13 protein-coding genes are annotated in these 17,893 nt (G+C 52.3%); 10 read left to right on the top strand and 3 right to left on the bottom strand.

All coding sequences use genetic code 11. The features are described 5' to 3' along the window. Positions 1–91: 91 nt before the first annotated feature. Positions 92–991, top strand: a complete 900-nt coding sequence (locus Q4544_RS03180; RefSeq protein ID WP_303504039.1) for a DMT family transporter — start codon at positions 92–94, stop codon at positions 989–991. Here Q4544_RS03180 and Q4544_RS03185 read toward each other — a convergent pair. Continuing rightward, positions 967–1,830, bottom strand: a complete 864-nt coding sequence (locus tag Q4544_RS03185) for a putative rhamnosyl transferase (RefSeq protein WP_368411198.1) — start codon at positions 1,828–1,830, stop codon at positions 967–969. The two genes, Q4544_RS03180 and Q4544_RS03185, sit on opposite strands and share 25 nt — an antisense overlap. 25 nt (positions 1,831–1,855) lie before the next feature. Here Q4544_RS03185 and Q4544_RS03190 point away from each other — a divergent pair, with 25 nt between their 5' ends. The 5 genes from Q4544_RS03190 (at position 1,856) to tuf (ending at position 7,512) form a co-directional block, all read left to right on the top strand. Further along, complete coding sequence (locus Q4544_RS03190) at positions 1,856–2,959, top strand: LLM class oxidoreductase (protein WP_303504040.1); 1,104 nt, start codon at positions 1,856–1,858, stop codon at positions 2,957–2,959. 328 nt (positions 2,960–3,287) lie between these two features. Then, entirely contained in the window at positions 3,288–3,659 is a 372-nt protein-coding gene (gene rpsL / locus Q4544_RS03195) for a 30S ribosomal protein S12 (RefSeq protein WP_009828243.1), read from the top strand. A gap of 12 nt (positions 3,660–3,671) precedes the next feature. Beyond that, positions 3,672–4,142, top strand: coding sequence for a 30S ribosomal protein S7 (rpsG, locus tag Q4544_RS03200; RefSeq protein WP_303504041.1), 471 nt, complete (start codon positions 3,672–3,674; stop codon positions 4,140–4,142). 20 nt (positions 4,143–4,162) lie between these two features. Further along, a complete protein-coding gene (fusA, locus tag Q4544_RS03205; protein WP_303504042.1) occupies positions 4,163–6,280 on the top strand; it encodes an elongation factor G in 2,118 nt (705 codons plus the stop codon). A gap of 56 nt (positions 6,281–6,336) precedes the next feature. Beyond that, a complete protein-coding gene (gene tuf, locus Q4544_RS03210; RefSeq protein ID WP_303504043.1) occupies positions 6,337–7,512 on the top strand; it encodes an elongation factor Tu in 1,176 nt (391 codons plus the stop codon). A gap of 267 nt (positions 7,513–7,779) precedes the next feature. Here tuf and Q4544_RS03215 read toward each other — a convergent pair whose 3' ends face one another. After that, positions 7,780–8,250, bottom strand: coding sequence for a YccF family protein (locus Q4544_RS03215; RefSeq protein WP_303504044.1), 471 nt, complete (start codon positions 8,248–8,250; stop codon positions 7,780–7,782). Positions 8,251–8,892: 642 nt separating this feature from the next. Between Q4544_RS03215 and Q4544_RS03220 the strand changes: the two genes are divergently transcribed. The 4 genes from Q4544_RS03220 (at position 8,893) to Q4544_RS03235 (ending at position 16,807) form a co-directional block, all read left to right on the top strand. Next, positions 8,893–11,994, top strand: a complete 3,102-nt coding sequence (locus Q4544_RS03220) for an Ig-like domain-containing protein (protein ID WP_303504045.1) — start codon at positions 8,893–8,895, stop codon at positions 11,992–11,994. A 66-nt stretch (positions 11,995–12,060) separates the two neighbouring features. Then, positions 12,061–13,392 carry a TolC family protein gene (locus Q4544_RS03225; RefSeq protein ID WP_303504046.1) on the top strand — a complete coding sequence of 444 codons (1,332 nt, stop codon included), beginning with the start codon at positions 12,061–12,063 and terminating at the stop codon, positions 13,390–13,392. Continuing rightward, complete coding sequence (locus Q4544_RS03230; RefSeq protein WP_303504047.1) at positions 13,389–15,629, top strand: type I secretion system permease/ATPase; 2,241 nt, start codon at positions 13,389–13,391, stop codon at positions 15,627–15,629. Before Q4544_RS03225 ends, Q4544_RS03230 begins: the two co-directional genes overlap by 4 nt. 41 nt (positions 15,630–15,670) lie before the next feature. Then, positions 15,671–16,807, top strand: a complete 1,137-nt coding sequence (locus Q4544_RS03235) for an HlyD family type I secretion periplasmic adaptor subunit (RefSeq protein WP_303504431.1) — start codon at positions 15,671–15,673, stop codon at positions 16,805–16,807. 20 nt (positions 16,808–16,827) lie between these two features. On the opposite strand, the gene Q4544_RS03240 is transcribed toward Q4544_RS03235, so the two are convergent. Then, positions 16,828–17,529: a serine protease gene (locus Q4544_RS03240; protein WP_303504048.1), complete on the bottom strand. Its 702-nt coding sequence runs from the start codon at positions 17,527–17,529 to the stop codon at positions 16,828–16,830. Positions 17,530–17,893 lie beyond the last annotated feature (364 nt).

A 17,893-nucleotide genomic window follows, 5' to 3' on the forward strand; every position in this document is an offset into this window, starting at 1 on the left:
CCCCCGGCCTCGGCCGGGGGTTTTCTTTTTGTAAGAGATTACGCTAGTCGTTGGTGCGTATAGATCTCAGAATTTCCGAAAAAGGCATAACATGGCGATTGTAGTCACCGACAATATGCGCGGCGCCGGATATTTGGCGGCGACCATGGCCTTATTCACGCTGGGTGATGCCTGTACCAAATTCATCGGAGCCGACATTCCCCTGCTGCAATATCTATTCTTACGCGGCTTTTTGGCGTCGATTTTGATTGCAGTGTTAGCTTGGCGAACCCATGCGCTCCGCTTTAATCTGCCACGCAAAGATTGGGCTCTATTGCTCATGCGCAGTGGCGCTGAAATGATCGCAGTATACTTCTTTTTATCCGCATTGCTGCGCATGGAAATCGCCAATGCAACAGCCGTTCTACAAGTTCTGCCACTGACTGTTGCTCTAGGGGCCACGCTCTTTTTCAAAGAACCCATGGGGAAATGGCGCGTTATCGCGATCCTGATCGGGTTCTGCGGCACTCTGCTGATTGTCCGCCCCGGACCGTCTGGCTTTCCAGTCGAAAGCATCTACGCGCTGATAACCGTTGTCTTTGTCACAGCCCGAGACCTTTTAGCTCGGCGTATGTCCCCAGCCGTTCCCTCGCTTATGGGCGCGTTGATCATGGCCTTGGTCGTAACGACTGTGTCCGCCATAGCGACCTTGCAAGCCGAATGGACGCCGGTATCAATCGACACCGGTGCGCTGATAGTCTTGGCCAGTTTCCTAATCGCTGGTGGCTATCTCTTTTCAGTCATGAGCATGCGCGTTGGCGAGATCACCTTTATCGCGCCCTTCCGCTACACCAGTCTGATCTTCGCTCTGATTTTCGGCCTGCTGATTTTCGGAGATTGGCCAGACAACTTAACCTTGCTGGGCGCGGCGATCGTTATCAGCTCAGGTCTCTTTACGCTCTACCGCGAAACACGCGCCAAACGACGTCAGCTAAAAGCGCGGCGCACTTGATCGCAATCAATGGCAAAGCGTTCTTTGAAATGCGCTTCGCCCTTGGCATCTAGCAGCTCCAACTCTATCGGCTTTACGTGCTTCTTCTGGCGCGAGTCATTGAACCCATTGTGCCCCCGCACAAACATGTCCTCATCCGTGAACGTCACTGTCGGCATGACCTGCGGTAGCTTGCTGTGACCATAATTCATGATCGTCTGCTCATGCCACGGCGCAACCGCCATACCCAAGGCGACCCCATAATAGGGCATATAAGACGGCGTTGATAACACACCCTCCGCCGAAGGCTTCGCCGAATATCCGCGATTGAAATCAATACCAACAGCAGCCTGCGAGGTTATCAACCCCATACAATCCTGCGCAACCGCGCGCATGCGTTCCACAAAGTTCACCGCAATTGCATCATCATCGTCATGCCGAAACTGCAAACTCGGCAGGGCAACACTTTGATCCAAATGTCCATTGATAACCTGCTTCATCACTGCCCGATGCCGCTTGGGTTTTTCTGCAACCAGCTTGGCCTGCGGCATATCTTCGATCATCGCCCGCAACCGCTCCAGATAAGGTACGGGCATGCAGTCGCCAATCACGATCAAAAAGTCAAAGTTCTGATCCGTCTGCGCCTTCAGGCCGGGCAGGGCGATGGTTTCAAACATCCGCAACCGCTCTTCCATCCGGTCCGGCGCATACAAATAGGCGCGCCGCGCGTCGATGTCGTCATGCTCAACCTGAAAGCCCCCCAACGCCGGATACGAAAACCGGCAAAGGCCAATCACCTGCATGTCCTGACTGTTCAATGTGCTGCCCTCAATGATGGTTCTAAATGTTTTCCAAAGCATGCCAGCGCATGCGATCAAGAGCAACGTGGCAGACGCCCCTCCGGCGTATATTTTCGCACCCATCCCTCAGCGCGCAATTGTAGCAGCGCCAATTGCCTTTGATCCCTTTCCTTTGCCCCTTGTTTTGGCCCAAGGTGGCGCATTGGTTTTGGCAGGGCATAAGGCACGCAGGATGAGCAAGTCAGACGAGTTTCCAGTTTTCAACCGTGCCTACAACACGGTCTTTCAACCCGGTCGGCTCAGCATCGGATTGATCACCCCGCTAGAGGCTTACACTACCGAAGAATTCCCAACTCTAGAGCGTCATCTAGAACGTGCCAAATTGGCAGAGGCCCTCGGCTTCTCCGCCCTTTGGCTACGCGATGTACCCTTTCATGTGCCCGCCTTTGGCGACGTTGGCCAAATGCTGGATCCGTTCGTCTATCTCGGCGCATTGGCCACAGTAACCAATACCATCGGCCTCGGTATAGCCAGCGCGGTCTTGCCACTGCGCCATCCTGCCCATGTCGCTAAAAGTGCCGCATCAGTTGATATGCTCTCAAATGGCCGCATGCTATTGGGCGTCGCCTCTGGGGATCGTCCCGAAGAATACCCAGCCCTAGCCGCCGATTACGAAGGCCGAAGCGCGCGTTTCCGGGACAGCATCGACTACATCCGTGCCACCTTTGATGACTTCCCAAAATACGAAGGCCAACAGGGCCGCCTAAACGGCCACATGGATATGTTGCCAAAACCCGTTTCAGGCCGCATTCCCTTGCTGATCACTGGCGGGGCACAGCAAACCCACGAATGGGGTGCCGCGAATGGCGATGGCTGGATCACCTACCCACGCAGGCCAGACGCCCAAGAGCAAACCATCACCGCCTACCGCGAAAACGTCAGGGCCACCTGCGATACAGATAAGCCCGTGATGCAATCGCTCTATGTCGACGTCATGGATAAAAGCACACTATCCCCGCGCCCAATCGCACTGGGCTATGCCGCCGGTACCGATTTTCTACGCGACCACCTCAAGCAGCTTCAGGCCATGGGCGTGAACCATGTGGCCCTGAACTTGCGGTATAACTTTGACGACATCGAAGAAACCATGCAGCGGATCGCAGACGACATCCTGCCGCATTTTGCCTGAGATTTGGTTTGTGTCTAAGGTAGGCGATACCGCGCCAACTGGCTCGTAAAACATATGCGCCAAAGCAGAGTTGACTTACCCTCCGACTCCCCATATACGCGCGGACTATCCGGCATTGGGTTAATCGCCCTAAGCCGAAATCAAAATTTCAGTGGCTAAGGTCCAAAGCACTTTTTTCGCTTCGACCCTCTGGAAACTAACCGCGACGTTCACCTCGGAATGGGAACGTTTGCGGCTTTTGCGCTATGTGGCAACACGTTGCGCATGAATACAAGAAGCGTATGGGGCAACCCATGCAGACATGAGTTAGGAAACGGGAAACCACCCTATGCCAACGATCCAACAGCTGATCCGCAAACCGCGTCAGCCTAAAATCAAGCGCTCAAAGTCTCAGCACCTTGAGCAGTGCCCACAAAAACGTGGCGTTTGCACACGCGTTTACACCACGACGCCAAAGAAACCGAACTCCGCGATGCGTAAAGTTGCGAAGGTTCGTTTGACCAACGGCTTCGAAGTCATCTCTTACATCCCAGGTGAATCCCACAACCTTCAGGAACACTCCGTGGTTCTGATCCGTGGCGGCCGTGTAAAAGACCTTCCGGGTGTCCGTTACCACATCCTGCGTGGTGTGTTGGATACCCAAGGCGTTAAAGACCGTAAACAACGTCGTTCTAAGTACGGCGCGAAGCGTCCTAAGTAAGAGGAATATTAGATGTCTCGTCGTCACGCCGCAGAAAAACGTGAAATTTTGCCAGACGCCAAATTTGGCGATCGTGTGCTTTCAAAATTCATGAACAACCTGATGATCGATGGTAAAAAATCGGTTGCAGAAACAATCGTCTACAACGCGCTTGATCGCGTTGAGAGCAAAATCAAACGTGCACCAGTCGAAGTCTTCCACGAAGCACTCGACAACATCAAACCTTCCGTCGAGGTTCGCTCTCGTCGTGTTGGTGGTGCTACGTACCAAGTTCCAGTTGAAGTTCGCCCAGAGCGCCGCGAAGCACTTGCTATTCGCTGGTTGATCAAAGCGTCTCGCAGCCGTAACGAAAACACCATGGAAGAACGCCTTGCAGGTGAACTTCTGGACGCCGTGAACTCTCGCGGTACTGCCGTTAAGAAGCGCGAAGATACTCACAAAATGGCCGATGCGAACAAAGCATTCAGCCATTATCGCTGGTAATCCATAGGGGCTTTTGACCAATGGCACGTGACTATACACTGAACCATTACCGTAACTTCGGTATCATGGCGCACATCGATGCAGGTAAAACAACCTGTTCCGAACGTATCCTGTATTATACAGGTAAATCCCACAACATCGGTGAGGTGCACGATGGTGCAGCCACCATGGACTGGATGGAGCAAGAGCAAGAGCGCGGTATTACCATTACTTCCGCTGCGACGACCACTTTCTGGGAGCGCACCGAAGATGGCCAAACTGCAGACACGCCTAAACACCGTCTGAACATCATCGACACACCAGGCCACGTTGACTTCACAATTGAAGTTGAGCGTTCCTTGGCTGTTCTCGATGGTGCTGTTTGTGTTCTTGACGCCAACGCCGGCGTTGAGCCTCAGACTGAAACTGTTTGGCGTCAGGCTGACCGTTATAAAGTTCCACGTATCGTGTTCGTTAACAAAATGGACAAGATCGGCGCGGACTTCTTTAACTGCGTTCACATGATCGAAGACCGTACAGGTGCAACTGCTGTTCCTGTTGGTATTCCTATTGGTGCCGAAACTGAGCTGGAAGGCTTGGTTGACTTGGTGACCATGCAGGAGTGGGTCTACGAAGGCGAAGACCTGGGCGCGTCCTGGGACAAGCGCGAAATTCGTGCCGAGTTGAAAGACATGGCTGACGAATGGCGTGGTAAAATGATCGAAGCCGCCGTCGAAATGGACGACGACGCGATGGAAGCATACCTCGAAGGCGAAGAGCCAGACGTTCCGACGCTGCGCAAATTGCTTCGTAAAGGTACGCTAGACATGGCGTTCGTTCCTGTTCTTGGTGGTTCTGCGTTTAAAAACAAAGGTGTTCAGCCTTTGCTAAACGCTGTTATCGACTATCTTCCATCTCCTTTGGATGTTGTTGATTACATGGGCTTTAAGCCAGGCGACGAAGAAGAAGTTCGTGACATCGCACGTCGTGCGGATGATGACATGGCATTCTCTGGTCTTGCGTTTAAAATCATGAACGACCCGTTTGTTGGTTCTTTGACATTCACACGTATCTACTCTGGTACGTTGAACAAAGGCGACACACTGCTGAACTCGACCAAAGGTCGTAAAGAGCGCGTCGGTCGTATGATGATGATGCACTCCAACAACCGTGAAGAGATCACCGAAGCATTCGCTGGTGACATCATCGCGCTGGCAGGTCTGAAAGACACAACAACTGGTGACACACTTTGTGCTGTTAACGAGCCTGTTGTTCTGGAAACAATGACCTTCCCGGATCCGGTTATCGAGATCGCTGTTGAGCCTAAGACAAAAGCGGACCAAGAGAAAATGTCTCAAGGTCTGGCACGTCTGGCGGCCGAAGATCCATCCTTCCGTGTTGAGACTGACCTAGAATCCGGTCAGACCATCATGAAGGGCATGGGCGAACTTCACCTAGACATCCTTGTGGACCGTCTGAAGCGCGAATTCAAAGTCGAAGCGAACATTGGTGCACCACAAGTTGCGTACCGTGAGACCATCGGCCACGAAGTTGAGCATTCTTACACACACAAGAAACAGTCTGGTGGTTCTGGTCAGTTTGGCGAAGTCAAAATGGTCATCACACCCACAGAGCCTGGCGAAGGTTTCTCGTTTGAGTCCAAGATCGTTGGTGGTGCTATTCCAAAAGAATACATCCCTGGCGTTGAAAAAGGCATCAAGTCCGTCATGGACTCCGGCCCATTGGCTGGCTTCCCTGTGATCGACTTCAAAGTGGCACTGCTTGACGGTAAGTTCCACGATGTTGACTCCAGCGTTCTAGCCTTCGAAATCGCAGCTCGTATGTGTATGCGTGAAGGCATGCGCAAAGCTGGCGCGAAAATGCTTGAGCCAATCATGAAAGTCGAAGTGATCACTCCAGAAGAATACACTGGTGGTATCATCGGCGATCTGACGTCACGTCGTGGCCAAGTTCAAGGTCAAGAGACTCGCGGCAACGCGATCGCGATCGACTGTTTTGTGCCACTGGCGAACATGTTCGGCTACATCAACACTTTGCGCTCCATGTCTTCTGGTCGTGCAAACTTCTCGATGCAGTTCGACCACTACGAAGCCGTGCCGCAGAATATCTCGGACGAAATTCAGGCAAAATTTGCCTAAGCGAAATAGGGGATGCGGGTTTGCCGCGTCCCCCCCTCAGTTAATAGGAGGCCATTATGGCTAAGGAAAAGTTTGAGCGTTCCAAACCGCACTGCAACATCGGCACAATCGGCCACGTTGACCACGGTAAAACAACACTGACAGCAGCGATCACCAAGCAATATGGTGACTTCAAAGCGTACGACGAAATCGACGGCGCGCCAGAAGAAAAAGCACGTGGTATCACCATCTCCACAGCGCACGTTGAGTATGAGACCGAAGGTCGTCACTACGCACACGTTGACTGCCCAGGCCACGCCGACTACGTGAAAAACATGATCACTGGTGCCGCTCAGATGGACGGCGCGATCTTGGTTGTGAACGCAGCTGATGGCCCAATGCCACAGACACGTGAGCACATCCTTCTGGGTCGCCAGGTTGGTATCCCAGCCATGGTTGTTTTCATGAACAAAGTTGACCAGGTTGACGACGAAGAGCTTCTAGAGCTCGTCGAAATGGAAATCCGTGAGCTTCTGTCCACATACGACTACCCAGGCGACGATATTCCTATCGTTGCAGGTTCTGCGTTGGCAGCACTCGAAGATCGTGACGACAACATCGGTAAAGAGAAAATCGCTGAGCTGATGAAAGCGGTTGACGAGTACATCCCACAGCCACCACGTGCGGTTGACGAGCCATTCTTGATGCCAATCGAAGACGTGTTCTCGATCTCTGGCCGTGGTACTGTTGTAACCGGTCGTGTTGAGCGTGGCGTGATCAACGTTGGCGACAGCATTGAAATCGTTGGTATCCGTGACACCACAACAACCACATGTACTGGTGTTGAAATGTTCCGCAAGCTGCTGGATTCCGGCGAAGCTGGCGACAACATCGGCGCATTGCTACGTGGTGTTGACCGTGACGGCGTTGAGCGTGGTCAGGTTCTGTGTAAGCCAGGTTCTGTTCAGCCTCACACAAAGTTCGAAGCAGAAGCATATATTCTGACTAAAGAAGAAGGCGGTCGTCACACACCATTCTTCGCGAACTACCGTCCACAGTTCTACTTCCGTACAACTGACGTCACCGGTACCGTTGTTCTGCCATCAGGCACAGAAATGGTTATGCCAGGCGACAACCTGAAATTCGACGTTGAGCTGATCGCACCAATCGCGATGGAGCAAGGCCTCCGCTTCGCGATCCGCGAAGGCGGCCGCACCGTTGGTTCCGGTGTTGTTTCCAAAATCACTGAGTAAGATCGGTAGGGTGGGGTTTAACCCCACCATCTACAGACTTACGAAAGGGCGTCCCTCGGGGCGCCCTTTTGCATGCGTAGGGTGCGCATTCATGCGCACCATCAGACGATCCGTAGGGCGGGCTTCAGCCCGCCATCTGGCTCCATGTTCTAGAGAATTTCAGTACGCACTAATTGAAATAATCCGACAGGTTCTACTTCCAATCCGTTTAAGTCGGAAAAAGAGAGCCCATTACGGCTCCCCCAGTTTTTCAGAATGACGTAAGAATTACTCGCTTCTCAGTGCTGCTAATTTCTCTTGAGCATTCAACTCTCGTGCGGCTTGAGCAAGCTCCAGGGGAACGACACGTCGGCCAACTGGCCAAAATGATATCCCGGAGAGCTTAAATGACTGCAGCCCGAATGGAATTCCGATCAATGTGAGGCAACACAAAACCCCTGCAAATAGGTAAAGTACGAACAAAACCCAACCGAACGTTAACATCCAAATAACATTTGTGATGAACCCAATTGTCCCGGTTGTCGCTGTTTTACTATCGAGGCTTTTTGCATCCAGTTCGCGGACGTGAACGACGTCCTTTCCAAAAGGGAAGGCGGACATCTTTGCCATTTCCAATGTAGCTCTCGTTAGTGGAAGGCCAATAATGGAAAGGGCAAAGATGCCGCCGCCAATCAGCCAGAGTAAAGCAATGTACCAGCCACCCACGACAAACCAAATAACATTTCCTGCAAAGCGCATGAACTTTTCTCCAATTAAAATATGAAAATACGATGCAGATATCTACCCATGGGTAACTTCAAATTCAATGAAATTACTCAAGGTTGTTTGCACGCACGCACCTCATTATTGAACGCTGTAGAGGTTCATCCCCCCAATTCTCGAATCGTACGTTTCGCCCCTCCAAACGTACGAAACTCACATTTATCGATCGTTAATACGGCGTTTTAGCCCGCAAATAGGCGCAGCGGTGACGTGCAATCCATCGCGGAAAAGGCGCCCAATCACTCTTAGGATATCGCCAAAGGGGGCTCTGGATTTCAATCTTGGGTTGTCTATTTGGTTGTTTTTAGAGGGAAAGTCGCGGAAAATTGATGCAAATTCCTATTCTTTCCCATGAGACAATTCTGTAGAGAGGGCATAATATATGTCTAAGAATGCCCAAAAATGGGTGCAGAGCGGATACTATTTGCGATCTTCGATGAAAGTGGTGAGCTTCAGGCAAGCGTGACGAATAAGACTCAATGAGGCAAAAGTGAGTCATTTTCGCGTCATTTTGTACCGTAACTCTCAAATACCACTAGATTAACCGCGGAGATCAATTATAAATATCCACAGTTAAAAACGGGTAAAAGCCCAAGATACACTGAGCGGTGAAATCTAATGAGTTATTTAAGTTATGCTGTCCGCGGTGCGGATGGGGTTGTTGTTCGTGGCCAAACGGCAGACTTCGACCAAAAAGTTGTTTCTGTGCGGTCCTCGACAGACGTTTCCTTGAACCTGTCGCCAGCCGACATCGTTTCATACAAGCAGAACGGGAATGACCTTCTAATCGAACTGGCCAATGGTGAATTGGTCACTCTGCAAGACTATTTCGCAGGCGAAATGGCTTCAGAACGTGAGCTTTTCCTAAGTAAAGACGGTGAATTTCACACCGTTGATCTTGGTGCAACGATTGATAATCAGTTTATCGCAAATTACGAACCTGTTGATTTGAGCGGAAAATGGAGCCAGTTTGACGAACTGACATTCCTTGATCTAGAGCGCATTGAACCGGTTGTCGCGCCACTCGCAGCACCGCTGCTTGGTGGTTTTGGTGCCGCAGGCGCGGCTGTTGCGGGTGCAGCGGTAATTGCTGGCGGTGCCGGTGGCGGCTCTGGCGGCGGTTCTGGCCCGATCATCCCAACCGTTGATGACGTAGACGAAGATCGCCTCGTGGGCGGTACAGGTCCTGATAACGTTGTGGTTACAGGCACAGGCGAAGCAGGTTCTACCGTAACTGTCACTGTTGGGGATTCCGTTGAAACCACCACAGTTGGCGACGATGGCACTTGGTCCGCAGAATTTGACAGCAGCGAGCTACCGGGCGACGGCGACTATGCCTCTAGCGTTGTCGTTGTAGCGCCTGACGGAACAGAGCATACGCTGACTGGCCCAAATGTTGACATCGACACAACGCCGCCGACAATTGATGTAACAGGTGGCACGCTGTCTGTTGGCGAGACCGTAAATGCAGAAGAGCAAGCAGACGGTCACACGATTTCAGGAACAGGCGAAGTTGGTGCTTCGTTGAGCGTAACCATTGATGGTGTCACACATTCGACAACAGTGGGTGATGACGGCTCTTGGTCGGTGAACTTTGAAGCTGGTGAGATTGCGACGGGTGAATATCAGTCCGAAATCTCTATCACTTCGACAGATGCACGCGGCAACAGCGTTACCGTTACAGATACTTTGTCTGTAGACACCGTCGCTCCTGCGATTGATCTGGGTACCGTTGCAGGTGACGATGTTATCAACGCAAGCGAGGCCGCTGAAACGGTTGTATTGTCTGGTAACGGCGAGCCAGGTGCAAGCCTGTCTATCGCGTTCCAAGGCGGCACATATGACACAACTGTCGGCAGCGATGGCACATGGTCCTTTGATATTGATAGCTCTGCCATCGCGAGCGGCACGTACAGCAGCGAGATCACACTGACTGCGACTGACGCCGCAGGTAACGTGACAACGCAGGCCTATACTGTGCAAGTCGACACCGATGGCGCGGTTTCGTTGACCACGCCAATCGAAGGTGACAACGTTGTAAACGAAAGCGAATTGTCTGATGGCGTTACGCTAACAGGCATGGCCGAAGCTGGATCTTCGGTTGCTGTTACGTTGCAGGGTGTTACCAAAACCGTAACTGCGGATGGCAATGGCAACTGGAGCGCAGAATACTCAACGGCGGAAATTCCTGCTGGCGAATATGATGCGTCTGTTTCCATCACAGCCACTGATGCGGCTGGCAATGTGACCTCGACAAGCGGCACACTGCGCGTAGATACAACAACATCTGTTGGTATCGACAACGGCCAAGCAGGTGGTGACGACATCGCGAACGCGGCAGAAGTATCAAGCGGTATTTCTCTGACGGGTACAGCGGAAGCTGGCTCTACTGTTCAAGTAACGCTGCAAGGCGTCACTAAAACGGTTCAAGCTGGTAGCGATGGCACTTGGTCCGCGGACTACGCTTATGCGGATATTCCACAGGGTGAGTATGACGCTGCTATTTCTGTGACATCGACAGATGCCGCAGGTAACACAGCAACATCAACAAGCACCCTGCGTGTTGATACCGAACTGGGTGTCGCAATTGATGCGAACCAAGTTGGTGGTGATGACATCGCAAGCGCGGAAGAAGTGGCAAACAGCCTGACATTGACTGGTACGGCTGATGCTGGATCAGTGGTGCAGGTTAGCTTGCATGGTGTGACCAAAACAGTCACAGCCGCCGGTGATGGAACTTGGTCGGCGACATATGCGTCAACTGAGATCCCTCAGGGTGAATACGATGCAGAGTTGACCGCGACAGTAACAGATGTAGCAGGTAACACAGCAACAAGCTCTAGCTCCATTCGCGTTGATACGCAGACATCGACATCCATTGCGGTGCAGCAAGCAAGCATTGATGGTGTGGTGAATGCAGCGGAAATCCAAAGCGGCGTTGTCCTGGACGGCTCTGCTGAGGCCGGCGCAGCCATTCGTGTCGAAGTCGAGGGTGTCGTGCGCGAAACCACGGCGGACGCAAGCGGCTATTGGTCTGTGCTCTTCGAAGAAGGCACATTGCCAGGCGGGACTTACACTGCAACGGCTAACGTTACTGCGACAGACCTTGCTGGTAACACAGCAACCTCTAGCAACGACTTTGGCATCGACACTGAGGTTACGAATTCCATCGTAACATCTGTGACTTTCACCGGCGATGACGTAAGCTCAGTTTCTATCGAGACCGAAGCGCAAGACTACTCTGTCAGCGCGCTGAATGCAGATGGTTCAACAACTTCGTTGAACACAACTGAGGTTTCCCTAGGTGGCAATGAGAGCTTGTTTGTTCTTAATCCAAAAGCGTCAGATGGCACACATCTGGTGGTTTCTACAGAAGATGCCGCGGGCAACGAGTCTGACACAATGATCGTGCTAGACGACAACACGACCAACGCAGGTACATTGGACCACGCAGGTGTTGCAAACTTCCAGATCGAAGCGATTGAGCTGGATTACGCATCCGATACGTCTTTGGTGCTGACAGAAGAGCAAATTCGCGAACTTTCTGACACGTCAGACAGCCTCACCATTCACGGTGGCGCTGACGATCAAGTTACGATCGCTGGGGCAACCAACACTGGTGAAACCCGCGAGATTGATGGCGATAACTACGATGTCTACACCATCGGCGATGACGGTGTGACACTCGTGATCGACCAAGACATCAACGTCGTAATCTAAGAAACCATAGGGCGGGCGGACAATGGTTCGCCCTTCCTAGATTCTTCACACAGGGGACTACCCGGGGTGGCTCGCTTACATTCCATATCTTTGATGCTCGCATTTTCGGTACTGTCTGGCTGTATGCCTGACATGCCCTTTAGCGAAGGCTTGCCTTTTCTTAAGGAGCGTTCAGAGGCCAAGACAGAAGCGAAAGCTGAACCTGCGCCATTGGCCAGCAGCTTTGCCCAGAATAAGGGCGAGGCGAATTCAGAATTAATTGAAGACCTGCTTGGTCGTCGCTCGATATTGTCGGGCGGTGTCTATCAAGAGGTTGCAGATGCGACACTCGCATCAGCTGCGACCGCGGCAGAAGCTGAACTGCGAACAGCGAAGCTGCGCGCAGAAGCAGAAGATAAGAACTGGCTCCCTACGATTGGCCCATCCATCAGCCTATCCAGCCTTGGTGATGCGATTGCCAGCTTGGTTGTGGATCAGGTGGTGTTTGATAACGGCCGCCGTAAGGCTGATCGCGCCTATGCTGCAGCAGATGTCGAAGTCGCCGCTGTTACTTTGGCCGAAGACGTCAATGAACGTGTGTACACAGCGCTTGCCCTTTATGTGGCGGGTGTTCGTGGTGATGAGAAGTCGACCACAGCACGTAAGGCGCTATCGAAAATGCACCGCCTAGAGCAGATTGTTGTCGGGCGCGTTGAAGGCGGTGTTTCCAATAAAGGCGATCAACGTACTGTCGAAGGCAAAGTACATGATCTGCAATCGACCCTGAAAACCGCAGGTGAAGCTGCAGGTTTGGCTAGAGCAGAACTGACCGCAATCACCAAGAAAACATTTGTCGGCGCCTACGAAGGCCCTTTGGATGTGTCTGCGACCACAGAAGACAAACCGCTCGCCGTTATGCGGGCGATGGCCGAAGCAAAGCGTAGCATTGCCCAGGCGACGTCTGAACGTGCTGGCCAATTGCCGGGCATCAATGCTTCTGCAAATGTCGGAACGGGTGGAAGTAAAGCGGGTCTTAAGCTGGGTGGGGACAACACATTTGGTTTTGGAACCGGTGCGCGCTTGAAGGCTATCGAAAGCACAAAAGAGACTGCAGAACGCCAAGTTGCTGAAGCAGAGCAAGATGCTGGTCGGGCGCTGCGTCGCGCTGAACTTCGGATTGCGAGCTTGCAGCGCAAAGAACAAGACGCCGCACGGCTTGCCAAAGAATCCTATGACACGTACGAGCTTTTTGAGGCGCAGTTCCGTGCTGGCCAAAGGTCAGTATTGGAAGTCATCAACATCTATGAAAAAGCGGTTGAACGGGAAATGGACCAACTTGATGCCAAGTTTGATGTGCTGATCGCGCAATTAGAGATGGCACGGGATCTTGGGATTTTGGCCGATGGAGACGCGATTTGACCCAGCCCAAAACCCCAGTTGTTCTGTCGATCAATTCAGTAAAAGCAAACAAAAAGCCGGCCGCGGAAGCGCCGGCTGAAGTGGTTTCTGCACCAGTCGACGATGTTCAGGGTATTCATGACCTGATTGAGGGAACCGCACACCGAATTCAGCACCGCGCATCCTTGATTTCGATGCTGGCCTCTTTGAATGGCACCGATATGCCTGTAGCGGATGTTGCAGAGTTCATGTGGACCTCGGCGCCGGGTGATGTGACCATGAAGGCGCTTTCCAAGGCGTTGGGGCACACAGGTGTCGACCCGAAGGTTTCTAAACACGCACCAATTGAGGAATCCTCTTGGCCCGCGATTACCCTGATGACAAACGGTCAGTCTGTACTGGTATTGTCTCAAGATAAAGACATCCTAACCATCTACGATCCGACCTGTCAGGACAATCGGACCGAAGTTTCTGTTGCTGAGTTTCAGCCCTTCTTCTCTGGAACTATTCTGTCTGCCAAGGTCAGCCTGCGTCAAATGGCGGAGCGGCATGTGCCAAAGCTTGCGACGGGGCATTGGTTCTGGGGTGAGTTCCGCAAGTTCCGTACCTACATTGCCGAAATTATGCTGGGTTCGCTTGTTGCAAACCTCTTGGCCGTGGGCGTCGCGCTGTTCTCTTTGCAGGTCTATGACCGCGTTATTCCGCACCAATCAGAATCCACGCTTTGGGTTTTAGCCATTGGGGCGTTGTTGGCGATTGGCCTAGAAGGCATGTTAAAACTTGCCCGGGCCAAGATGAGTGACGTCGCGGGTCGCCGGATTGAGCTTTCTATTCAAAACACATTGATGCGCCGTCTGCTGGGCATGCGCTCAGACCGTCGTCCGCTTCCTGCATCTGGTCTTTTTGCGGCGATGCGTGACTTTGGTGCTGTCCGGGATTTCTTTACCTCTTCGACGATCTCGGTTCTGGCGGATATTCCGTTTATCTTCATCTTCCTCGCGCTAGTGGCCTCTATCGCGGGTCCACTTGTGTGGTTGCTGGTGTTTGGTGGTATCTTGATGGTGCTGCCCGCCTACGCGTTCCAGCGCAAGCTGCTGGCGCTCACGCGTAAAACCCAAGGCGCGACGACAAAAGCGGGGCGTTTGCTGCAAGAAGTCATCACCGAGCTTGATACCGTTAAGACCCAACGTGGCGAAGAACGGGTTCTGCGCCTTTGGGACGAGCTGAACGAACTGTCGTCTCATAGCTCTGCAGAGCAACGCCGCCTGAGCAACACTCTGACCTATTGGTCGCAAGGGGTTCAGCAAACGACTTACATCGCGACTGTTGTTATTGGCACATATCTGGTTTTCGCGGGTCAATTCACAGTTGGTACTATTATTGCGACAGGTATTCTGACCGGCCGCACCTTGGCGCCGCTGACACAATTTGCTGCAATCCTTGCGCGCTGGAGCAATGTGAAAGGTGCGCTGGAAAGCTTGGATGCGATTGCCTCTGCACCACAAGAAAAAGACAATGATCGTTCGTATCTGCGTCGTGAGAAGCTAACCGGTCAATTTGAATTGCGTGAACTAACCTTCCATTACGATGAAGCAGCGTCTGCGACTTTGGATGTGCAAGGTGTGGTGATTAAGCCGGGTCAGCGCGTCACTGTTTTGGGTGCAAACGGTTCGGGTAAGTCGACACTCTTGAAAATGCTGGCTGGTCTTTACACACCAAGCAGCGGTCGCATCCTGCTCGATGGCATGGATATGGCCCAAATTGATCCGCGCGATTTGCGTCGTGAGATTGGGTATTTGGGCCAAGACGTTCGTTTGTTTGCGGGTAGCCTTCGTGACAACTTGAATCTTAACCAGCTAGAGCGTGACGATGATCGCCTGATGGAGGCATTGGATTTCGCAGGGCTTGGTCCATATCTGCGTAACCATCCGCAGGGATTGGATTTGCAGGTGCGCGACGGTGGCGAAGGCCTGTCTATTGGTCAACGCCAGTCCATCGGTTGGGCGCGGCTTTGGTTGCAAGATCCATCAATTGTTTTACTGGATGAGCCAACGGCCGCATTGGACCAAACGCTGGAGCGTACTTTGGTGAGCCGTTTAGGTACATGGCTGGAAGGTCGCACTGCGATGATCGCAACGCACCGTACCCCTATCTTGGCGCTCAGCACGCGGACATTGATTTTGCAGTCTGGCCGTTTGGTCGTTGATGGCCCACGTGAAAAAGTTTTGGCACATCTCGCATCAGGTGAACGATCATGAGTGAAACCTCCACAGAACATCCAGACGGATTTGATGATCAAATGCGCGCCGCGCGCAAAACCATCCGTTTGGTCGGTGCCGCTGTTTTAGTGTTTGTTCTGTGGGCCGCATTTGCTTGGATTGACGAGATCGTTCGTGCAGATGGGGAAGTTGTTTCTTCGTCTCGGTCCCAAATCATTCAGAACCTAGAAGGTGGTATTCTTGCCGATCTTGCTGTGAAACAGGGTGACCTTGTTGAAACAGGGCAGGTGCTTGCCACGCTACAGGATACAAAGTTCCGTACGGCCTTTGACGACCTGCAAGATCAAATTGATGCGCTGGAAATTCGACGGATGCGACTAGAGGCTGAAATCGAAGGGGCATATGAATTTGATGTGCCTGAGGAGCTTTCTACACGAGCGCAGCGCATTCTCGCCTCAGAGCGTGCATTGCTTAAGGCGCGGCAAACAGATTTGGATAGTCGGCGCAGTGGTGCATTTACTCAGCTGGAGCAATCCAAAGAAGAACTCAGCAACATGGAGCGCCTTTACAAAAAGGAATTCGTTGCACTGCTAGAGGTTAACAAAGCGCGCAGCGAGGCGTCTGAAGCTGAGATACGGTACATGGATATTGTGACACAGGCCGAGTTGGAATTGGCTGAATCCTATTCAGAAACTCTTCAGGAATTGACGTCGCTGAAACAGGACATGCGCTTGGCGCAGGACCAGTTAAGCAGAACGATAATTACAGCGCCGATGCGTGGTATCGTGAATAATCTTGCAGTTACGACAATCGGTGGCGTTGTTCGCCCGGGTGAAGAAATCTTTGAGATCATCCCGATGGGTGAAGAGCTGTTCATCGAAGCGCGCGTACAACCTGAAAACATCGCGAGTGTTGAACGAGGGCAGGAAGCGACGATCAAGCTTTCAGCTTACGACTATACCATTTACGGCACGTTGAAGGGCACAGTTGATTTCATCTCTGCGGATACGTTCGAAGATGAGCGGAGCCAGCAAGCGGCGCCTTATTACCGCGTAACTGTCACCGTCAATAGCGCCGATATGACCGAGCGGCAAAAGGACATTGAAGTGCGGCCAGGTATGCGGGCTCAGGTAGAACTGCACACAGGGTCCAAGACAGTTCTACGCTATCTTTTGAAGCCCTTGTACAAATCTCGCGAAGCCTTCCGCGAGCCATAGGTTTTATCGTCTGTCCGGAGTTAGCCTTCGGACAGAAGCTTTTGCAGTGTACTCACACTTAGCGTTGTTCCGACGGACACATCTCGGCCGCCCATGGCTGCTTTGGCTGAAATCACAGAAACGAGTTCTGGTGGTTCGCCTTTTTGGATGGAGAGTACGGGTGCGCCTGAGGCACCAAAGTTAACCTTGCAGTTCATCACCATTGTTTCGTTTTGGCGCGCAAGAACTTGGCAGGGAAACATCATCCGTGGATCGTTCTGATTGCCGATCGTGTAGGATACGACGCCAAGCAAACCTTCGCTTGATCGTCCTGTCGAAATGGCGACAGGCTTTGCGATGTTCGCCGGAATAGGTTTCTGCAACTTTAACAAGGCAAGATCATAGCCAACCTGCGCGTTGCCGACGTTATGGCGATACTTAGGGTGCTGAACCGTGTTTTTCACCGTCCGCGTCGCCTTTGCTTTGCCAGATCGTAGGCCTGCTTGAAATTCTATCTTCCGCGGATCAACCTTTCGGCCAGTCTTGGGGCTATAGAGACAATGGGCTGCTGTAAGCACCAAATCGGACGCGACAAGCGCCCCGGTGCACATTGACCGTCCGGCAACCATAAGTCGCCCAATGGCTTCGCCTCCCGGCAATGATGCGCCTTTTGACATGGATTGCGTCGAACCTGCGCTCGGCACTGCCATGGACAAGGCGATAACTAAAGAAAATACTCGCACGTGACCTCCAACTTCAATTGAAGCCAGATGGCCTGTCAGCTTGGGCGAATTTCGGGCAAGACTCGGTTGTTTTGGCGTCGCTTTTGACCGAAATGCGCGGTTTCGGCCTAAAATGGCGTGAAAATGCGGGGAATTGCAGCGAAACAAAGGCAGGGGCACGGTAGCGCCTTAACTTTGCTAGCCCGCTTTAACTTGGCGTTAACCGCATAAAAACGATTCTATCGAAGGCTAAAGGTATTCTCGGCCCATTCAGCCTATTATTCATTGTACTCAGTTCTTATAGAGGCGCTTCGCGGCTCAGAGCCGTAGGGTTTCTTATTCTCTTTCCACTCGATTTGGCTCCTATAGGTAATTGTAGTTTTTG

The organism is Cognatishimia sp. 1_MG-2023, assembly GCF_030548175.1.
Lineage (GTDB): Bacteria > Pseudomonadota > Alphaproteobacteria > Rhodobacterales > Rhodobacteraceae > Cognatishimia.